This window comes from Streptosporangium fragile, from assembly GCF_039534445.1.
Lineage (GTDB): Bacteria > Actinomycetota > Actinomycetes > Streptosporangiales > Streptosporangiaceae > Streptosporangium > Streptosporangium fragile.
On the sequence record NZ_BAAAVI010000021.1, the window covers coordinates 21,853 to 40,526 of the forward strand.

The window sequence follows — 18,674 nt, forward strand, 5'->3', positions numbered from 1 at the left end:
GACCGCTTCGGCTGAACGGGCGACCGGCGATGTCGACTTTCGTAGGTGAGGCGCGCGACCGTGGGCGTGGCCGGAGTGGACGGTGTGCCGTCGGCGGCGTTCCGGCCGGGTGGCCGTCCGCGGGTCAGGCCGTCCCGGCCGGTGCGGTGGGTGTCCGCCCACGGGTACGGCCCAGCCATGTGTCGATCGCCCAGGCCCCCGGACCGGTCACCGCAATCAGCAGGAACGACCAGGAGTAGAGGGCGGCCAGCTCACCCCCGTTCTCCAGGGGCCACAGGGCCCTCGGCTGATGGACGACGAAGTACGCGTAGGCCATCTCGCCCGAGCAGACGAGCGCCGCGATCCGCGTGGCGAGGCCGAGAATGATCAGGCTTCCTCCGACGAGCTCGATGACACCCGCGTACCACTGCGGCCAGACACCGGTGCGGGCCGCCTCGGTACCGAGCACGCCGAAGAGCTTGGCCGCGCCGTGGCAGGCGAACAGCAGGCCGACGATGACGCGGAACACGGACAGGACGTATGGTCTGGCCGACTCGGTGAATTTCACGGTGGCTCTCCTCTTCTGCTGTCCCCAACGGGGCGGGCCGGCGGGCGGCGGCTCCGGGTGCCTCCGCCGGGAGACGGCGGAGGCCGGTGCGACGGCTCAGGCGGTCGACCTGCGGGTCCCGTGGGAAAGTGCCGTTGTGCTTACGGTAGGTGACAGGACGAGGAGGGGGTGGGTGGACGGGGTCCGCGGGCCGGTTTCGTGTCCCGGGCCCCTGATGGCGGAGATCCTGTCCCGGTCTGGGACGCTGTACGGCTCCGGCTGGGAGAAAACGCCTGGAGGGAATCAAACGCGTCCGTATATAGTTAGCAAAGGTAATGAGTTATGTTAACGAATCATCCAAGGAAGGACCCCGTCGCAAGCCTGCGCAGCGACGCCGGTCTGGCTTCGGCTCTCCGCGTGTCACTGGCACGGCTGAACAGGCGACTGCGCAGGCAGGCCGCAGTTCACTCACTGACCCCCACCCAGCTCGCGACGCTCGCCGCCGTGGAACGGCACTCCGGGATAACCCCCGGCGAACTGGCCGAGCTAGAGAAGGTGCAACCGCCCTCGATGACGCGTGTGATCGCCGTGCTGGCCGAGCGGGGGCTGGTGTCGCGTACACCGCACCCGACCGACCGGCGCCAGGTGACCGTGAGCGTGACCGAGCAGGGCTCGACGCTGCTGAAAGAAGAACGGCGCCTCAAGGAGGCGTGGTTGACGCAACGGCTGAAGGAACTGACGCCCGAGGAACGGGCGACGCTCCGGCAGGCGGCTCCGATTCTGGAGAAGCTCAGCCGGATCTAGCCGAACCCGAGGAACCCGGAGCCTCGGCGGTCCCCCAGAACGCCGAGGCGCACGCGACGGCCGGCGCGCCTGCCGTGCCCGACGACCGGACAGCCGCCGACACGCCTGTCGCGCTTGGTGATCAGCCCGCCGCCGGCGTGCCTGCCGTGTCCGACGACCGGGCCGTGGCCGGTGGGCACACCGTACCCGGTGACCGGGTCGCGGCCGGTGGGCACGCCGTACCCGGCAGGCGGCCGGGGTGGCGGGCACGGGCGCGAAGGCGGCTGGCCGCCCGCCGCGCCGCCACGAGCGAGGTGCAGGCCGTGGAGAGCGGCACGGTACAGGCCGTGCCCGAGGCGCGCGGCGGGATGTTCCGGTCGCTGCGCAACCACAACTACCGGCTGTTCGCGCTCGGCGGCGTGGTCTCCAATGTCGGCACGTGGATGCAGCGCACCGCGCAGGACTGGCTGGTGCTCGACCTGACGCACGGCAGCGCCGCCGCGCTGGGCCTGACCACCGCGCTGCAGTTCCTCCCGACGCTGCTGCTCGGGCTCTGGGGCGGCATGCTCGCCGACCGTTACCCCAAGCGGCCGCTGCTGGTCGTCGCCCAGTCGCTCATGGGAGTGCTGGCGCTCACCATGGGCGTGCTCACCGTGACCGGCTCCGCGCAGGTCTGGCACGTCTACCTGATGGCGCTCGTGCTCGGGCTCATCGCCTGTGTCGAGGTGCCGACCCGGCAGTCGTTCGTGGTGGAGATGGTCGGCCGCAAGGACCTGCCGAACGCGATCGCGCTGAACGCCTCCAGCTTCAACCTGGCGCGCGTGGTCGGTCCCGCCCTCGCGGGTGTCCTGATCCACGCCCTCGGCGGCACCGGCCCGATCTTCCTGATCAACGCCCTCTCGTTCGCCGGCGTGCTCGGCGGCCTGATGCTCATGCGGGCCTCCGAACTGACCGCCCCCGAACCGGTGCCGAGGGCCAAGGGCCAGCTCCGCGAGGGACTGCGCTACGTGATGGAGCGTCCCGAGCTGCTCATGCCGATCCTGTTGATCGCGTTCGTCTCGATGTTCTCGCAGTCGTTCTCGATGTCGATCGCGCTCATGGCACGGCAGGTTTTCACCGCGGGCGCCTCCTCCTTCGGCCTCGCCTCCAGCATGTTCGCCATCGGCGCGCTGGCCGGGGCGCTCATGGCGGCCCGGCGGGCACGCCCCAGCCGCCGGTTGCTGGTCGGCGGCGCGCTCTCCTTCGGCCTGTTCCAGATCGCCACCGGTCTGGCCCCGTGGTACCCGCTCTACCTGCTCCTGCTGGTGCCCACCGGCGTCGCGATGGTCTCGGTCAACACCGCCGCGAACGCCGGCGTCCAGCTCGCCGCCTCGCCGGAAATGCGTGGCCGGGTGATGGGCATCTACATGCTCGTGTTCACCGGAGGGGCCCCGATCGGCGCCCCGCTGCTCGGCTGGATCTCCGAGTTGGGCGGCCCGCGTGCGGGAACCGTGATGGGCGGGGCGCTGACCGTGATCGGCGTCGGTGTGGCGATAATGCTGACCAAGGCGATCGGCAGGAGGTCGCATGCGACTGTTCGCGGGGTTGCTGCCGCCACCGCCGGTGCGCGATGAGCTCGCCCGTGCCCTCGAAGCCCACCGGGACGGCTGGCCCGAGCTGCGCTGGCTGAGCCCGGCGAACTGGCACGTGACGCTGTCGTTCTTCGGCGAGGTGCCGGACCGCGTGCTGCCCGAGCTGCGGACGCGGCTCGGGCGCGCGGCGTCCCGCCACGCGCCGCTGACGCTGTCGTTCGCCGGGGGCGGTGCCTTCCCCTCGGCCCGCCGGGCGCGGGTCTTCTGGACCGGCCTGTCCGGTGACCGTCTCCCGCTCGCCCGCCTCGCCGACTCCGTGGCGGCGGGCGCGCGCCGAGCGGGGATCGAGCGGGCGGAGTCGCGGCGGTTCGCGCCCCACCTGAGCGTGGCCAGATGCCGTGCCGACGCCGACCTGCGCCCACTGGTCGAGGCGTTCGAGACGTTCTCCGGCGCTCCCTGGCAGGTGGAGGCGGTGCACCTGGTGCGGAGTCACCTCGGGTCCACGGTCCGCTACGAGACGGTCGCCGAGTGGCCCCTGGCGGCGCGGGCACCCCGCGGGCAGAGCTAGGCTCCAGGTCGTGGATCGTCCCCGTCGCTGGCTGCTGCCCACGGTGCTCGCGCTGCTCGTGCTCCTCGTGGTGATCGGCGCCTTTGTCTCCTAGCCGCCGTCTCCGGGCCGCCCTCTCCGGGCCGTGGTCTCCGGGCCGTGGTCTCCGGGCCGTGGTCTCCCGGTCGTGGTCTCCCGGCCGTGACCTCCCGGTGGCCTGTCCCCGGACGCCGACCGGGTGTCGCCGCCGGATGGCCGGCGCCTGCCGGGACGGGTTCTCCCGGCAGGACGGTGTGACGGGCTGCCGGGCCGTCACACCCGGGCTCCGCCCGGCCCCGTTCCCGGCGGCCCGGCCGGTGACCCGCTCAGCGCTCCGTCACCAGGCGTACTCTTCGGGGGCCGTCTTGAACCCCGGGAAGATCTCGTCCAGGCGGGCGAGGGCCTTCTCGTCCAGAGTGATCTCCAGCGCCTTCGTGGTGCCGTCGAGCTGTTCGAGCGTGCGCGGCCCGATGATGGGCGCGGTGACGGCCTTCTGGTGCAGGAGCCAGGCCAGCGCGAGGTTGGCCGGGTCCAGACCGAGCTCGTCGGCGTAGGCCTCGTACTGCTCGATCTTGTCGCGGTGCCTCTCCAGCTGCCTGGTTATCATCTCCGAGGCCGAGCGGCCCTTGTCGATCTTCCGGAGGATGCCGCCGAGCAGGCCGCCCGCCAGGGGGCTCCACGGGATCAGGCCCAGGCCGTAGTCCTGGGCGGCCGGGATGACCTCCAGCTCGGGGGCCCGGACGATCAGGTTGTAGTGCGACTGCTCGGAGACCAGGCCGAGGCTGTTGCGGCGCCATGCGCTCTCCTGGGCCTTGGCGATGTGCCAGCCCGCGAAGTTGGACGACCCCACATACAGGATCTTGCCCTGCTGCTTGAGGATGTCCATGGCCTCCCAGAACTCGTCGAACGGGGTGTTCCGGTCGATGTGGTGGGCCTGGTAGAGGTCGATGTAGTCGGTCTGCATGCGCTTCAGCGACGCGTCGGCGGCGCGCCGGATGTTGAGCGCGGACAGGCGCCCCTCGTTCGGCCAGTCGCCCATGTCCCCGTAGAGCTTCGTGGCGATGACGGTCTTCTCGCGGCGCCCGTTCCCCTTGGCGAACCACCGGCCGATGATCTGCTCGGTGATGCCCTCGCCCTTCTGCCACCCGTAGACGTTGGCGGTGTCGAAGAAGTTGATACCCAGTTCATGGGCGTGGTCCATGATCGCGAAGGAGTCGTCCTCCGAGGTCGCGGGGCCGAAGTTCATGGTTCCCAGACAGAGACGGCTGACCTTCAGGCCGGTGCGGCCGAGCTGCGTGTATTCCATGTGGCCCACCCTAAGCACCTGGAGTGCACTCCAGGCGAGCCGTTTCCGGATCGTCCGGAGCGGTCCGCGAGACACGGCCGGGAGCGCACTCCGTGTCACCAGGCGCGCGGTGGCGATCAGGCCACGCGGTGGGCGGTGACGTCGTGGCCGCTCCACACCATCGCGATCTCCTGCGCCGGCTCGCCGACGAAGGTCAGCTCCACTTCTCCCTTCATCCGGGCGAAGTACCGTGTGCGCGACATCGGGCGTAGCTCGGTCTTCTTGAGGCCGTGGACCTCGACCATCAGGCTCTCGTTCTCCTCGGTCACGTCGATGGTCGAGGTCCGTCCCATGAAGGTGCACCGGTAGCGGCCCACGTAGGAGCCGAACACCGTGGGATCGGCCGGGACGAAGACCCGCTCGCTCGGCGTCTCGTACGGCTCGCCGCGGGCGATCGCCGTCAGCGCCGCCTCGATCTCGGTGTAGGCGGCGTTCTCGAAGTTCGACAGCACGACGACCGTCAGGTCGTCGGCGGGATGGTGGGTGGTGACGCTCACGTAGCCGATGGTCCCGCCGGAACTCTCCACGCGGCCCCCACCGGCCATGCAGCCGTAGGCGTAGCCGTCCACGTAGGGGGTGACCAGCCGCTCGGCCGAGGCCCGGCCGAGCACCTTCCCCGCCCGCAGCCCGCGGACCCAGCGGAGCATGTCCTCGGTGGTCGAGTGCAGCGCCCCGGCCGCGTACTGGTTGGAGTTGTCCAGGCAGGGCGTGCGGACGACCTGCCCGTCCTGGGACATGTAGCCGTCGGCGTGGTCCTTGAGCACCTCGCCCTGGCGTCCCAGCCCGCTGCGCTCCATGCCGAGCGGGGTGAGGATCTCGCGCTGGACGTACCCGGCGTAGGACTGGCCGGTGAGCCGCTCGATCACCGCGCCGAGTAGCACCCAGCCCGAGTTGCTGTAGCTCATCCGCTCCCCGGGGGCGAAAAGGAGGGGGCGGTCCCTGAAGCTCGCGATCAGCTCCTCGGGCGTCCGGGGCAGGCCCATGATCTGGGTGAAGCCCTCGGTGGTGATGTAGTCGGGGATGCCCGACGTGTTGGTCAGCAGGTGGTGGAGGGTGATCCGGTCTCCACCGGGGTAGCCGGGCAGGACCGTCGCCAGGGGGGCGGCGACGTCGAGCATGCCTCGCTCCTGGAGTTGCAGGATCGCGATCGCGGTGAACGTCTTGGTCTGTGACCCGATGCGGAAGGCCGTCCGCGGGGTGTTCGGCACGCCGTGCTCGTGGCTGGCCAGGCCGTATCCCCTGGACAGCAGCACCCGGTCGCCGCGGGCGACCAGCACGGACCCGCTGAAGCGGCCGAGCCGCGCGTACGCCTTCACCGACGCGTCCATCCGGGATCCGATACGCCAGTTCATGATCTCTCTTCAGTCAAGGGTGAATATTCAATGTTGACTATTAGGGCACGCCGGTCCGCTATAGTCAACTTTGAATATTCAAGGTTCAGGGGGTGCGGTTGTCCTCCAGCGCGCGCATGCTCGTCCTCGGGCTGCTCCAGCAGCGGCCCATGCACGGTTACGAGATCACCCAGCTCGCGGCGGAGAGCGAGCTGGACCGGTGGACGCCCGTCCTGCCCGGCTCGGTCTACTACGCGTTGAACAAGCTGGAAAAGGACGGCCTGGTGCGGGCCGAGGCGGAGGAACGGACCGGCGACCGGCTGAGAAAGATCTACGCGATCACCGGGGAAGGCCGGACCGAGCTGGGCCGCCTGCTGCTCGACGCCCTCGCCAAGCCGCCGCACGCCGTGCAGTCGGCGCTGGCCCTCGCCGCCACCTGGATCCACCTGCTGCCCCGCGAGGAGGCCCTCGCCGGGCTGGCGCGGGCGGAGGCGGAGCTGGCGGCGGCCAGGGAGCACCACCGGCGGGGGCGGGAGCTGAAGGCGGGCCTCTCCCCGATGGCGGACGCCCTGTTCGACAACGCCGCCGCGATCCTGGACGCCGACGAGCGCCTTCTGGGGCGTCTGCGTGAGGTGCTCTCAGGGCATGATAGCTGAATGGGGAGCAGACCGGGGAGTGTCCTGACGCGCGTGCTCGTCGCGGCCGGGATGATCGCGACGACCGTCTTCGCCGGGTCCGGCGCGTGGGCGGAGGGGAACGGGACCGTCGGACGGACGGGCGAGGAAGAGCAGGTCCTCTTCCGCTTCAAGGACAGCCGGATCACCGAGTCGAGCGGGCTGGCGGTCTCCCCGGCGCACGAGAACGTCTACTACACCCACAACGACAGCTCCGACGGGCCGGTGTTCTTCGCGGTCGGCTCCGACGGGCGGACCCGCGCGACCTTCACCCTACGGGGCGCGATGGCCCGCGACTGGGAGGGCATGGCCGCCTCCACCGACCCGCGGACCGGGCGGGGCGTGCTCTGGTTCGCCGACATCGGCGACAACTTCGAGGGAGCCTGGCCCGACATCTCCGTCTACAAGGTGCAGGAGCCCACCACGCTGCGGGACGCGACCATCCCCGCCGTGCGCTACCGGTTCCGGTACGAGGACGGCGGGCACAACGCCGAGGGCGTCATGGTGCACCCCCGCACCGGCCGTCTCTACATCGTCACCAAGCAGTTCGCCGGTGCGATCTACGCGGCCCCGAAACGGCTGCGCACCGACAGGACCAACGTGCTGCGCAAGGTCGGCTCCGCGCCCATCATGGCCACCGACGCGGCCTACGCCCCCGACGGGTCGAGCTTCGTGGTCCGCACCTACTTCTCCGCCACGGTCTACCGCGCCTTCGACGAGCAGATCACCCGGGTGACGATGCCGCAGCTGGACCAGGCCGAGTCGATCGCCTACACGCGCGACGGCCGGTACCTCCTGACCGGGACCGAGGGATCCCGCAGCCCGGTGTACCGGGTGCCGCTCCCCGATGCCGTCCTGCGTGCGGCGGCGCCCGACGCGCAGCGTGTGGGGAGTTCTTCCGCCACCCCCGCACCGACCGGTGACGCCGACGGTGACGCCGACGGCGGCGGTGCCGGGGACGGCGCCGAAGATCCGCGCACCACGCCGGCCGCCGCCGGGGCCGCGGACGACGGCGCCGACGCGGGGGTGCCGGCCTCCGCGGTGTTCCTGTGGCTGGCGGTCGCGGCGGGTGCCACCGGGACCATCACGCTGATCGCCCGCAACACCCGCTGAGAGGGACCGGGAACCGGACGGCCGCCGGGTTTCCGGAGAGGCCGGGTTCTCGGAGGTCGTGGGGTTTCCGGGAAGATCGGGTTTTCGGGGGCCATCGGGTTTCCGGAGAGGCCGGGTTTCCGGGGCCACCGGGTTTTTGGGGAGGCCAAGGGCTCAAGGGCTGCGGAATCCGCGGAGACGGCGAATACTCAGGGCGGATTGAGTAGTTCGGCGCAAGCGCTTTGCAAGCGGGCTCCGGCACTCTTCGTATCATGCACGACAGGCCCTCGGCACTCGCCTTTCCCCGCCCACCTTCGCACGCGAGCTGCCCGGAGTGCACCGCGCCCCTCGACCGGCCGTACGACTGTTGCCCCCGCTGCGCGCTGCCCCTGACGGGCCCGGTGGCGGCCGAGCTGTGGCAACTTGACGGCGCGCTCGCCGGGTTGCGCGCCCGCGAGGTCGAACTGCGGTTCCGCCGGGACGAACTGCTCGCCCTCCTGCGGGCCGAACGGTCCCGCCGTTCCGGGACGACGGCCCCCGGAGCGGACCCGGGCACGGGTTCTGCCGTGGCTTCGGGAACGGGCCCGGGAGATCCTGCTCCGGCGGGACCCGCGTCCGGAGCCGGGTCTTCCCGCGAGGGCGGGGCCGGGGCCACGTCCTCGCCCGGGACCGTGCCGGGGCCGGTGCCCCCGCAGAGGGGGCCGTCCCGGACCGGGACCTTCCGCGAAGGCGTACCGGTGCCCGGGGCCCATGCGCCCGCGCCGGGCTCGGACGGGCCCGGGGACGGGTCCGCGCGGCGAGTGGGAGGCTCCCGGCGGGACTTCTCCTCCTGGGGAGTGCAGAACCTGCTGCTGGGACTCGGCGGGCTGCTGCTGGTCGTCGCCGCCGTGGGGTTCACGCTGGTCAGCTGGGGGAGCATGGGCATCGGCGGCCGGGCGGCGGTTCTCGCCGGGGTCACCGGGCTGACCTTCGCCACACCGAGGATCCTGCTCCGGCGGGGGCTCACCGCCACCGCCGAGACCATCGCGATGTTCGGCGTCGCGCTGCTGTTCCTGGACGGCTACGCGGCCTGGCGAACGGGGCTGGCCGGGATCGACGCCGTCGACGGGCACCGCTACGCCGTCCTGCTGTTCGCGTTGGTCGCGCTCGCCATGGCGGGCTACTCCCGGCTCCTGCCGCTGCGCCTGCCACTGCCGGTGGCGATCGTCCTCGCGCAGATCCCGCTACCGCTGCTCGCCGCCGGCGAGACGGTGCCGTGGTTCACCGCGGCGCTCACGGCGACCGCCGCCGCCGACGCCGCCCTCCTCACGTTCGCTTCCGGCCTCCTCGCGTCTGTGTCCGGCTCCGCGTCTGTGTCTGGCTCAGCTTCTGCGTCCGGCTCCGCTTCCGGTCCTGCGTCCGCCTCCGACCCCGCGTCCGCCTCCGGCTCCGACCCCGCGTCCGCCTCCGGCTCCGGCTCCGCGGCCGGGAAACGCCCGCCCGGATCCGGGCTGCGGAGGACGCTCGCCATCTGCTTCGGCATGGTCTGGACGCTGGGAATCTGCTGCGCCGTGGTGGACGGCTCGCTGAGCGTGCTGGAGCCCCACGTGGTCACCGCCGACGGTCCGGCCGTGGCCGCGGCCAGAGGCGCGCTGTTGATCGCGCTGGCTGCGATCGGGCTGGTGGCCGTACGCAGAACCGAGGACACGGGCCTGCTCGCGATCGTCGGAGCCGTCTCGGCGCTCGCGCTGGCGGGCGGGCTGGCCGCGCCGTTCTGGCCGTCGCTGCCGCCCGACTGGCGGGCCACCCCGCACACCGTGGCGGCGCTGATCGTCGTGGCCGTGACGCTGTACGTGCCCGTTCCGCTCGACGCCCGGATCCGCCGGGCGGGTACCGTCACCGCGGGGGCCCTGGCGGCGCTGACCTCGCTCCCATTCGTGCCGGCGGTGCTCGCCGCCCTGCTCGGCCCGTTCGGCAGGCTCGACGACGTCTGGTCCGGGCCTCCCACCTCTACGGGGGAAGCGCCCCTCACGCTCCTGCCGGAGTTCGCGGTCGTGTTCGGGTTGCTGACCGCCGCGTCGGCGTGGCCGGCCGTGCGGGGGCGGGCGTCACGGGGGTTCACCGCGCTGGGTATCGGGACGGTCACCGTCGCCGCCGCCCCCACCGCCTTCGGCTGGGGTCTCCCGGCGGGCCTCGCGGTCCTGCTGGCCCTGACCGTCGCGCTCCTGGCCGGTACGGCCCTGGCCGGGCGCCCGCAGTGGGCGTGGGCCCTGGCGATCGCCGCCGGATCGGTGTCCGCCGTGGCGACGGCCACCGCGCTCGCCGAGCGGACCACCACGTACGTGGTGCTCGCGGTCCTGCTCGTCGCGTGGGCCGCGGCGGCCTTCGCCGCCCGGATGTCCCAGGCGGCGGCCTTCTCCCTGGCCGCGGCCGTGCTGTCGGCGACCGGCCTGATGTGGGCGGTTCCCGCCGGGACAGGCCGGCTGGGGGCTGACGACGCGCTGTGCCTGGCCCTGGCGGCCGGTGCCGTCCTGGCCGTCCTGCTGGCCCCGTCCGGGCGGTTCGCCCTGCATCGCGGGTCGGTCCCGGGACAGGAGCCCTCTCCCGCGGAGGGCGAGGAGCCGGGGGAGACGGCGTCCGGCGGCCTCCGGCGGGCCACCGGGCCCTGGCGGGCCACCGGACTGGCTCTGGGGGCCGGGCTGGCCGGGATCGCGGTACTGGCGGCGCTGCCGGCCGCCGCGGCGATCCTCTCCTTCTACCGGCCGCTCCTGCGGCCCTGGGAGGCCGTGGACGGCGTCGGCGGGAGCCATCCGATCCTCGTGGTGGTCGCGGTTCTCGTCGCCGCGGCGGCGGTGTCGGCCTCCTGGCAGGCCGCCCGGCGCGAGGGTGCGCTCAGGGCCGCGGCCCTGGCCTGGCCGGCGGTGCTCGCGACCCTGCCCGTGTCGGTCGCGCTGCCGTACGGGGCGGAGGTGGCGCTGCTCGTCGCGGGCGTCGTGGCGCCGGCGTGGGCGGCCGTGCGGAGCCGGGGGAACGGGGCCCTCGACGGGGCGGTGGCGTTGGTGGCCGCCTCCGTCGCGGTCTCCTGGGCGCTCATGAGCAGGCCGGCCACGCTGGTCGTCCTCCCGGTCATGGCGGTGACCGCCGCGCTGGCCGCCGCCCGGTCCCGGACCCGGCAGGCGGCGGCCGTCGCAGCGGGGCCGGCGGCGCTGGCGGCCGGTGCGGAGGTGTTCGCGGCCGGCCTGGCACTGGGCCTTCCGGTACGGGACGCGGCCTTCGGCGTGCTCGCTGCGGCGTGCGTCGCGGCGGCCGTGGCGGGACGGTTCCGGGCGGCGGGGTTCGCGATCGGCGTCGAGGCGGCGGGATACGTCCTCGCGGGCACGGGACTGCCGCTCGCCGCGGCGGAACTGCCCTCGGCGGCCCTGGCCTGCGCGGTGGTGGGCGTGCTGCTGACGGGCACGGCGTTGCGACCGGACCGGCGCCGGGCCGCCTACGCGGGGACCGGGTTCCTGCTGCTGGCCACCTGGCTGCGGCTGCTGGCCTCCGAGATCACCGTGGTCGAGGCCTATACCGCGCCGTTCTCGCTGGTGCTGCTGGCCTTCGGCTGGTGGCGGGCGCGCGGCCGGGACGTGTCCTCCTGGGCCGCCTACGGCGCCGCGCTCGCCTCCGGCCTGGCGCCGAGCACGTTCGCGCTGCTCGTCGGCTCCGGGTGGCTCCGCCCGCTGCTGCTCGGGACGGTCTCGCTGGGCATCCTGCTGGTCGGGGCCCGGTTCCGGCTCCAGGCGCCGGCGCTGCTGGGCGGTCTCGCCCTGGCCGCCGTCACCCTGCACGAGCTGGCGCCCTGGGTCGCGCAGGTGGTTCTCGCGGTGCCGCGCTGGGTGCCGATGGCACTCGGCGGGGTGCTGCTCGTGGCCGTCGGCGCGACGTACGAGGCGCGCCTGCGGGATGTGCGGCGCCTGCGCGCGGCCGTCGGCCGGATGCGTTGACCGGCGGGCACAACGTCAGGAGGTGCGGCCGGACGCGCGGCCCGCCGATCGCGCCGGAAATGAATGACCGCATCGATCTTCGTTGCCCCAACATATTCGGGTATTCCTTGATCGATTCGACCGGTGTTCAGTGAATATCAATGTCGATTAAGTGCCGGGCCTGTTATTCCCTTCTCCTGCGGAGAGGATTACCGATAACTTTCGAGCATGCGGGTTCTGGTGACCGGAGCATCTGGTTTCGTGGGCTCACACACCGTCGCCGCGCTTCTCGCCGACGGTCACGAGCCGCTTCTCCTCATGCGCAATCCGGAGAGAACGCGCGGGGTTCTCGCCCATGTCGGGGTGACCGGGCCGGTTCCGCTGCACCGGGCCGACGTCCGCGACGCGGCGGCGGTGCGTGCCGGTCTCGAACGCTGCGACGCGGTCATTCACGCCGCGGCCGAGATCGGCGTCATCAACCACGCCGCGGACCTGACCGGAACAAACGTGACGGGGCTGAAGAACGTCCTCGGGCAGGCCGCCGAGCTCGGTCTCGACCCGGTGGTGCACATCTCCAGCATCGGTGTCTTCGTGCCGCCGTCCGGGCCGGTGATCACCACCGAGAGCCCGCTCTCCACGCCGAGGAACGACTACGGCAGGAGCAAGCTCTCCGGCGAGCGATACGCCAGGCGGCTCCAGGAGCAGGGGATGCCGGTCACGATCGTCTACCCCGCCGGGGTCGCCGGGCCGTGCCCGCCCTCGCCCGACGCGCTGATGGAAGGCCTGCGCGCGGGGCTGGAGCAGGGCTGGCCGATCACCGCGGGCGGCGTCGGCGTCGTCGACGTCCGGGATCTGGCCGTCGTGCTCGCCCGCTGTCTCGAACCTGGCCGGGGGCCGCGCCGGTTCATGCTCGGCGGGCACTACCTCACCTGGGCCCAGCTCGCCGACGTCTGCGACGAGGTGACCGGCGGCCGGTGCCGCAGGTTCCGGGTGTCCCGCGCGGTGCTGCGCGGTGCCGCGGCCGTGCTCGACGCGGTCAAGCGCGTCACGCGGATCGACCACCCGCTGACCAGGGACGCCGTCGAGATGATGGTCACGATGGTCCGGACGTACGACACCCCCACCCTGGAGGCGCTCGGGGTGGGCCTGCGGCCGGTCCAGGAGACCATCGCCGACTCGCTGCGCTGGCTGGCGCAGGAGGGGCATCTCGCCACTGGGAAGATCGGCAGGCTGGCCGGTAGTGTCGCGCCGTGACGGCCCCTCCGCGGCGGGCGGCGGAGGTTCGGGCGGTAACCGCTCGCGGGGATTCCAGCGGCAACCACCCACAGGGAGGAGTCGGCGATGAACGTCGGGATCGTCGGTGCGGGCATCGTCGGCCTGGCGGTGGCCAGGGAGACGGCGCGGGTCCACGGCGCGAAGGTGACCGTCCTCGACAAGGAGGACCACGTCGGGGCCCACCAGACCGGGCACAACAGCGGTGTGGTGCACGCCGGCATCTACTACCGGCCCGGCTCGCTCAAGGCCCGGCTCTGCCGTGAGGGCGTGGCCATGCTCAGGCAGTACTGCGCCGAACACGGCATCCCCTACGACGAGGTCGGCAAGCTCGTCGTCGCCTCCACCGCCGCCGAGCGGCCGGGGTTGCGGACGATCGCCGAACGCGCCCGCGCCAACGGGGTTCCCGGCATCGCCGAACTGGACGCGCTGGCCCTGCGCGAGGTCGAGCCGTACGCCGTCGGCGTGGCCGCGGTGCACTCCCCGCACACCGCGATCGCCGACTTCCCCGCGGTCGCCCGGCGCCTGGCCGCCGACGTGGTGGACGGCGGGGGCTCGGTGCTGCTCTCGCACCCGGTGCGCGCGATCCGGGAGACCGCGAGCGGGGTGAACGTCCTGGCCGGGCGGCGCGTCCTCGGCTTCGACCGGCTGATCGTGTGCGCGGGGCTCGGCACCGACACCGTCGCGCGAATCGCCGGAGCCCCCGGCGACGTGCGGATCGTCCCTTTCCGCGGCGAGTACTACGCGCTGGCCGGCGCGGCGAAGAACCTCGTCCGCGGGCTCATCTACCCGGTTCCCGACCCCCGGTACCCGTTCCTCGGCGTGCACCTGACCCGCAGGATCGACGGCGAGGTGCTGGTGGGTCCCAACGCGGTCATGGCGCTCGCGCTGGAGGGCTACTCCTGGCGTGACGTCGATCTCGCCGACCTGGGCCGGATCCTCGCCTGGCGGGGCACCCGGCGGCTGGCCGCCGCGCACTGGCGGACCGGGGTCCGGGAGGTGCTCGGCTCGCTGGCCAAGCGGTCGTTCCTGGAGGCCGCGCGCCGCTACGTCCCCGCGCTGACCGCCGCCGATCTGGTCAGGACCGCCGGAGGCGTCCGCGCGCAGGCCGTCGACAGGAACGGGGGGATGCTGGACGACTTCGCGATCGACGTCCACGGCCGTGTGACGCTTGTCCGGAACGCCCCTTCACCCGGTGCGACGTCCAGTTTGGCGATTGCCCGGCATATTGTGGGTTTAGCCTCAGTGTTGACCAGTTAACTGCTTTCTCATGTGGGCCGGTGAAAATAGAACAGTGACCGACTCACCCGAAGCCCGTCTGCTGATCGTCGAAGACGAGCCCAACATCCTGGAGCTCCTGGCCGCGAGCCTGCGATTCGCCGGGTTCGGGGTGAACACGGCGGGCACCGGCACGGACGCCGTCGCCGCCGTCCAGCGGCACCGCCCCGACCTCATCGTGCTCGACGTCATGCTCCCGGACATGGACGGCTTCGACGTCGTCCGGCGCCTGCGCGGCGGCGGCAGCGACACGCCGGTGGTCTTCCTCACCGCGCGTGACGCCACCGAGGACAAGATCCGGGGCCTGACCGTGGGCGGGGACGACTACGTGACCAAGCCGTTCAGCCTGGAAGAGGTCGTGGCCCGGATCCGGGCCGTGTTGCGTCGTACCGGCTCCGGGGACATGGCTCCCCGGCCGCCCCGGCTCACCTTCGCCGACATCGAGCTCGACGAGGAGAGCCACGAGGTGTGGCGGAACGGCAGGGCGGTGGCGCTGTCGCCGACGGAGTTCAAGCTGCTGCGCTACTTCATGGCCAACGCGGGGCGGGTGCTGTCCAAGGCCCAGATCCTCGACCACGTGTGGGACTACGACTTCCGCGGTGACGTCGGGATCGTGGAGTCCTACGTCTCCGTGCTCCGGCGGAAGATCGACAATGCCGATCCCCGGCTGATCCACACCCTCCGCGGCGTCGGGTACGTGCTGCGCCTGCCGCCGGCGTCGTGATGCTCAGCAGGACCCCGCTGCGGGTGAAGCTGATCGCCGTCACCCTGGTCCTCCTGACGATCGCACTCGCGCTCATCGGCATCGGCAGCGTCTCGATCATGCAGGGTTATCTGATCGACCGCGTCGACGGCCAGATCAACCCGGTCGTCGACAGCGCGCTGCGCCGCCTGCACCGCGACCCGGCCACGCTGGCCGGCAAGCCGATGGCGCCCGACGCCAGGCTGGAGCTCCGCAACCGCGACGGCAAGATCGTCCTCCTGCTCAGCGGCATCGAGGTGCAGGGCAAACCGGGCCCCGCGGTGGCCACCGGGCACGGTGGTGAGCCGTTCGAGAGCGGCGACTGGCGGGTCCGCGCGATCCCGCTGGACGACGGCGGGACCCTCGTCGTGGCGGTGGACATGGGTGAGGTCCGGCAGATCGTCGGCCGGCTCGCCCTGGTGGAACTGCTCGGCGGCGGTGGGTTGGTGCTGATGCTCGCCGGGGCCGGGGTGGTGATCATCCGCCGGAGCCTCCGTCCTCTGGAGGAGATCGAGCGCACCGCCCAGGCCATCGCCGCCGGAGACCTGAGCCGCCGGATCCCCGACGCCGACCCGCGCACCGAGGTGGGGCGCCTCGCCCAGTCGCTCAACGGCATGCTCGCCCAGATCGAGGCGGCCTTCCGGGCCAGGTCGGAGTCGGAGTCCGCGGCCCGCAGCTCCGAGGAGCGCATGCGCAGGTTCGTCGCGGACGCCTCGCACGAACTGCGCACGCCGCTGACCTCGATCCGCGGCTTCGCCGAGTTCTACCGGCAGGCATCCGGGATCGACGCCGGGCCGTTGATGCGGCGGGTCGAGTCCGAGGCGGTCCGGATGGGGCTGCTGGTCGACGACCTGCTGCTGCTCGCCCGGATGGACCAGCAACGGCCGATGGCCATGCGCCCGGTCGACCTGCTCGCCATCGCCGCCGACGCCGTCCACGACGCCCGCATTCTCGCCCCCGACCGTGAGGTCACGCTCTCGGTGGACGGTTCGGCGCTCATCGTCTCCGGCGACGAGGTACGGCTCCGCCAGGTCGTGGGCAACCTCATGACCAACGCGCTCACCCACACCCCGGACCGCTCGCCCATCCGCGTCGCGCTCTCCGGCCAGGACGGCATGGCCGTCGTCGAGGTGGCCGACGAGGGGCCGGGGCTCACCCGGGAGCAGTGCGAGCGCGTCTTCGAGCGGTTCTACCGCGTCGACTCCGCCCGTGGCCGCCGCGCCCCCGAGGACGGCGGCAGCGGGCTCGGCCTGGCCATCGTCGCCGCGATGGTCCAGGCCCACGGCGGTACCGTCGCCGTGGAATCCGAACCCGGTAAGGGCGCGACTTTCCGGGTGTTCCTCCCACTCGCCGCCGAGACCGACTGATCTCCCGCCTCCGGGGCTGATCGGTCCGCCGTTCGCGGGTCCGGCCGCGTCTCGTCTCCGGGATGTCCGGCGCCTTGCCTCCGGGGCCGGCCGGGGGTCTCTCAGGAGGTCCCGGCGCCGGCCTCCGGCCAGCTTCCGTCGGGGAACTCGCCCGTGGTCGCGCCGGGCAGGACCACGCGGTCGTTCTCGCCGAGTCCGGAGGTGATCTCGACGTACCGGTCGCTGCGCACCCCCGTCTTCACGACGCGCTCGCCGCCGCCCTGCACGGTGACCCGGGAGACCCCGCCCGCGGTCCGCACGGCCTGGGCCGGGACGTAGAGCGCCTCCACCGACTCGGCGACGGTCACGGTGACCGTGGCGGTCTGGCCCACCAGGAGGTCGGCCGGGGGCTCGTCGAGGACCACCTTGACGCCGTACCTCACCAGCCGGTCGGTGGTGGTCGCGGTGGGCGCGATGCCGGTCACCGTGCCGGCGTACTTCTTCCCCGGCCGGGTGGCCAGCGTGACCGTCGCCCGCTGCCCCAGCTTGAGGCTGCCGATGTCGGACTCGGTGAACAGCGCCTCCACCTGGAGCTCGTCGAGGTTCCCGATGGTGACGAACGCGCCGGTGCCCGCGCTGTCGCCGACCGCGCCCGCCACGGACATGACGGTGCCGTCCGCGGGGGCGACGATCCGCACGCCGGCCAGTTCCTCCTTGGCGTCGGTGAGTTCGGCCCGCGCCTGCTTCACGCGGACCTCGGCCTGCTCCACGCCGAGCGTCCCCTGCCCGCCGCCTCCGGTGCCGGTGGAGCCGTTCCCCGGGCCGGTGCCGGTGCGGGTCTGCCCGCCGCCGGTGCTGTCCTGTCCCGGGGACGGCGCCGCGATCCGGGGGGCGCCCGCGTCCGTGCCGCCGCCCGGGGTGGGGCATCCGGTGGGCCGGGGGGTGGCGGTTCCGCCGGGGGTGGGCCCGGCCGTCGGGGTAGGCCGGGCGGTCGCGGTGGGCCCGGCCGTCGGACCGCGCTCCGGGCCGTTCGCGCCGTCGTCCCCGGAGCCCGTCGACGGGCCGCGGGACGGGCCCGCGTGCGTGGGCGGCGCCGGGGTCACGGTCACCGTGGCGGTGGCCGTGACCGCCACCGTGGGGGCCGCCGTCACGGTGACGGTGACCGTCGGCGCGGGCTGCGGGGCCTGCTCTCCCGGCCAGGGCGTCTGCCGGTCGGGTCCTGCGGGCCCGGGTGCCGCCGTGGCCCCGGGCGCCGCGTTCTGCGCGGCGGTGGTCGCGTCCGCGGCGGCGGGCCGGGTGGGCGCGGGTATCGGCGCCGCGGCCGGTGCCTGCGCGTGGACGTACGCGGCGGGGGCGATCCCGCCTGCGGGGGCGGCCGGTGCGGTGGGCGCCGGTCCGGGCTTGTCGGCAGTGGCGGGAACGGGGTCCGGCCCGGCTTTCCCGGAGCCGGGCGCGTCGTTCCCGGAGACCACCGGGATGGGGGTGGGTTCCGGCGTAGCCGTGGCGGAGGGTGCGGCGGTGCGGTCCGGTCCCGGCGTGCCGGTTCCGGTGGGGGCGGGGGTGGTGCCCGCCCGCGGGGTCCGGGTCGCCGTCGGCTCGCAGCCCGCCTGGCGCTCCTGGCCGGACTGGTCCGATCCCGTCAGGCCCGACCTCGTCCCGTTCTGCCCCTGGCCGGGTGACGGGGTCGTCGCCGCGCTGGTCGCCTTATCCAATGCCTCCTCGGCCGCGGCCAGCCGCGCCTTCGCCTCGGCGTAGCGCTCGCGGGCGGGCGCGGAGCCGATCCTGGCGAGCACGTCGCCCTTGTCGACCTTGTCGCCGGCCTTGACGTAGACCTTCGTGACCGTGCCCGACCCGCCGAAGCCCAGCTCCCGGGTGCCGCCGTCCACGGTGGAGCCCGCGGCCGACACCTCGGCGGTCACTGTCCCCCGCCTGGCCGCGGCCAGCTCCACCCGGGGCTCTCCCGCCGAGCCGTCGTCGAGCGCGACGACCACGCCGCCGCCCACCAGGAGGAGGGCGGCCAGGGCGAGTCCTCCCACGCGCACGTTCTTCGGGAGATGGGTCGGTCTCATGACGGACCATCCTGGACTGCCTGATTCACAGCATGCTCACAGGAACCTGAAGGTTTGCTGTGTGTCATCCAGGGGTAAGCGGCGCCTACAGCAAACCTTCAGCTTTCGTCGGGGAAAC

General features: G+C 73.0%; 14 protein-coding genes. 10 read left to right on the plus strand and 4 right to left on the minus strand.

Annotated elements, in window-relative coordinates; translation table 11 throughout:
- Positions 1–124: 124 nt before the first annotated feature.
- Complete coding sequence (locus ABD841_RS16055) at positions 125–547, minus strand: DoxX family protein (protein WP_344972155.1); 423 nt, start codon at positions 545–547, stop codon at positions 125–127.
- 321 nt (positions 548–868) lie between these two features.
- Between ABD841_RS16055 and ABD841_RS16060 the strand changes: the two genes are divergently transcribed.
- The 3 genes from ABD841_RS16060 (at position 869) to thpR (ending at position 3,448) form a co-directional block, all read left to right on the plus strand.
- Positions 869–1,330: a MarR family winged helix-turn-helix transcriptional regulator gene (locus ABD841_RS16060; protein ID WP_344972157.1), complete on the plus strand. Its 462-nt coding sequence runs from the start codon at positions 869–871 to the stop codon at positions 1,328–1,330.
- Between the two features lie 146 nt (positions 1,331–1,476).
- Positions 1,477–2,922 carry an MFS transporter gene (locus ABD841_RS16065; protein WP_344972159.1) on the plus strand — a complete coding sequence of 482 codons (1,446 nt, stop codon included), beginning with the start codon at positions 1,477–1,479 and terminating at the stop codon, positions 2,920–2,922.
- Positions 2,876–3,448, plus strand: coding sequence for an RNA 2',3'-cyclic phosphodiesterase (gene thpR, locus ABD841_RS16070; RefSeq protein WP_344972161.1), 573 nt, complete (start codon positions 2,876–2,878; stop codon positions 3,446–3,448). Before ABD841_RS16065 ends, thpR begins: the two co-directional genes overlap by 47 nt.
- Before the next feature lie 355 nt (positions 3,449–3,803).
- Here thpR and ABD841_RS16075 read toward each other — a convergent pair whose 3' ends face one another.
- Both ABD841_RS16075 and ABD841_RS16080 read right to left on the minus strand, forming a co-directional pair.
- Complete coding sequence (locus ABD841_RS16075; protein WP_344972163.1) at positions 3,804–4,772, minus strand: aldo/keto reductase; 969 nt, start codon at positions 4,770–4,772, stop codon at positions 3,804–3,806.
- 116 nt (positions 4,773–4,888) lie between these two features.
- Positions 4,889–6,163, minus strand: a complete 1,275-nt coding sequence (locus ABD841_RS16080) for a serine hydrolase domain-containing protein (RefSeq protein ID WP_344972165.1) — start codon at positions 6,161–6,163, stop codon at positions 4,889–4,891.
- 92 nt (positions 6,164–6,255) lie between these two features.
- Between ABD841_RS16080 and ABD841_RS16085 the strand changes: the two genes are divergently transcribed.
- The 7 genes from ABD841_RS16085 (at position 6,256) to ABD841_RS16115 (ending at position 16,508) form a co-directional block, all read left to right on the plus strand.
- Positions 6,256–6,798 (plus strand): PadR family transcriptional regulator, encoded by a 543-nt coding sequence (locus tag ABD841_RS16085; RefSeq protein ID WP_344972167.1) that lies wholly within the window; start codon positions 6,256–6,258, stop codon positions 6,796–6,798.
- Positions 6,799–7,929, plus strand: coding sequence for a hypothetical protein (locus ABD841_RS16090; RefSeq protein WP_344972169.1), 1,131 nt, complete (start codon positions 6,799–6,801; stop codon positions 7,927–7,929).
- 815 nt (positions 7,930–8,744) lie between these two features.
- Positions 8,745–11,870 (plus strand): SCO7613 C-terminal domain-containing membrane protein, encoded by a 3,126-nt coding sequence (locus tag ABD841_RS16095; protein ID WP_344972171.1) that lies wholly within the window; start codon positions 8,745–8,747, stop codon positions 11,868–11,870.
- A gap of 207 nt (positions 11,871–12,077) precedes the next feature.
- Positions 12,078–13,103 carry an NAD-dependent epimerase/dehydratase family protein gene (locus ABD841_RS16100; protein ID WP_344972173.1) on the plus strand — a complete coding sequence of 342 codons (1,026 nt, stop codon included), beginning with the start codon at positions 12,078–12,080 and terminating at the stop codon, positions 13,101–13,103.
- Between the two features lie 87 nt (positions 13,104–13,190).
- On the plus strand, positions 13,191–14,381 hold the full coding sequence (gene lhgO / locus ABD841_RS16105; RefSeq protein ID WP_344972175.1) for an L-2-hydroxyglutarate oxidase: 1,191 nt from the start codon (positions 13,191–13,193) through the stop codon (positions 14,379–14,381).
- 34 nt (positions 14,382–14,415) lie between these two features.
- On the plus strand, positions 14,416–15,123 hold the full coding sequence (locus tag ABD841_RS16110) for a response regulator transcription factor (protein ID WP_344972177.1): 708 nt from the start codon (positions 14,416–14,418) through the stop codon (positions 15,121–15,123).
- Positions 15,123–16,508: a sensor histidine kinase gene (locus ABD841_RS16115; protein ID WP_344972178.1), complete on the plus strand. Its 1,386-nt coding sequence runs from the start codon at positions 15,123–15,125 to the stop codon at positions 16,506–16,508. Before ABD841_RS16110 ends, ABD841_RS16115 begins: the two co-directional genes overlap by 1 nt.
- A 101-nt stretch (positions 16,509–16,609) precedes the next feature.
- On the opposite strand, the gene ABD841_RS16120 is transcribed toward ABD841_RS16115, so the two are convergent.
- Complete coding sequence (locus ABD841_RS16120; RefSeq protein ID WP_344972180.1) at positions 16,610–18,556, minus strand: efflux RND transporter periplasmic adaptor subunit; 1,947 nt, start codon at positions 18,554–18,556, stop codon at positions 16,610–16,612.
- Positions 18,557–18,674 lie beyond the last annotated feature (118 nt).

Coding starts and splice junctions, on each gene's coding strand:
- ABD841_RS16060 (WP_344972157.1), top strand. CDS start 869: ATGTTAACGAATCATCCAAGGAAGGACCCCGTCGCAAGCCTGCGCAGC.
- ABD841_RS16090 (WP_344972169.1), top strand. CDS start 6,799: ATGGGGAGCAGACCGGGGAGTGTCCTGACGCGCGTGCTCGTCGCGGCC.
- ABD841_RS16080 (WP_344972165.1), bottom strand. CDS start 6,163: ATGAACTGGCGTATCGGATCCCGGATGGACGCGTCGGTGAAGGCGTAC.
- ABD841_RS16120 (WP_344972180.1), bottom strand. CDS start 18,556: ATGAGACCGACCCATCTCCCGAAGAACGTGCGCGTGGGAGGACTCGCC.
- ABD841_RS16075 (WP_344972163.1), bottom strand. CDS start 4,772: ATGGAATACACGCAGCTCGGCCGCACCGGCCTGAAGGTCAGCCGTCTC.
- ABD841_RS16100 (WP_344972173.1), top strand. CDS start 12,078: ATGCGGGTTCTGGTGACCGGAGCATCTGGTTTCGTGGGCTCACACACC.
- lhgO (WP_344972175.1), top strand. CDS start 13,191: ATGAACGTCGGGATCGTCGGTGCGGGCATCGTCGGCCTGGCGGTGGCC.
- ABD841_RS16115 (WP_344972178.1), top strand. CDS start 15,123: ATGCTCAGCAGGACCCCGCTGCGGGTGAAGCTGATCGCCGTCACCCTG.
- thpR (WP_344972161.1), top strand. CDS start 2,876: ATGCGACTGTTCGCGGGGTTGCTGCCGCCACCGCCGGTGCGCGATGAG.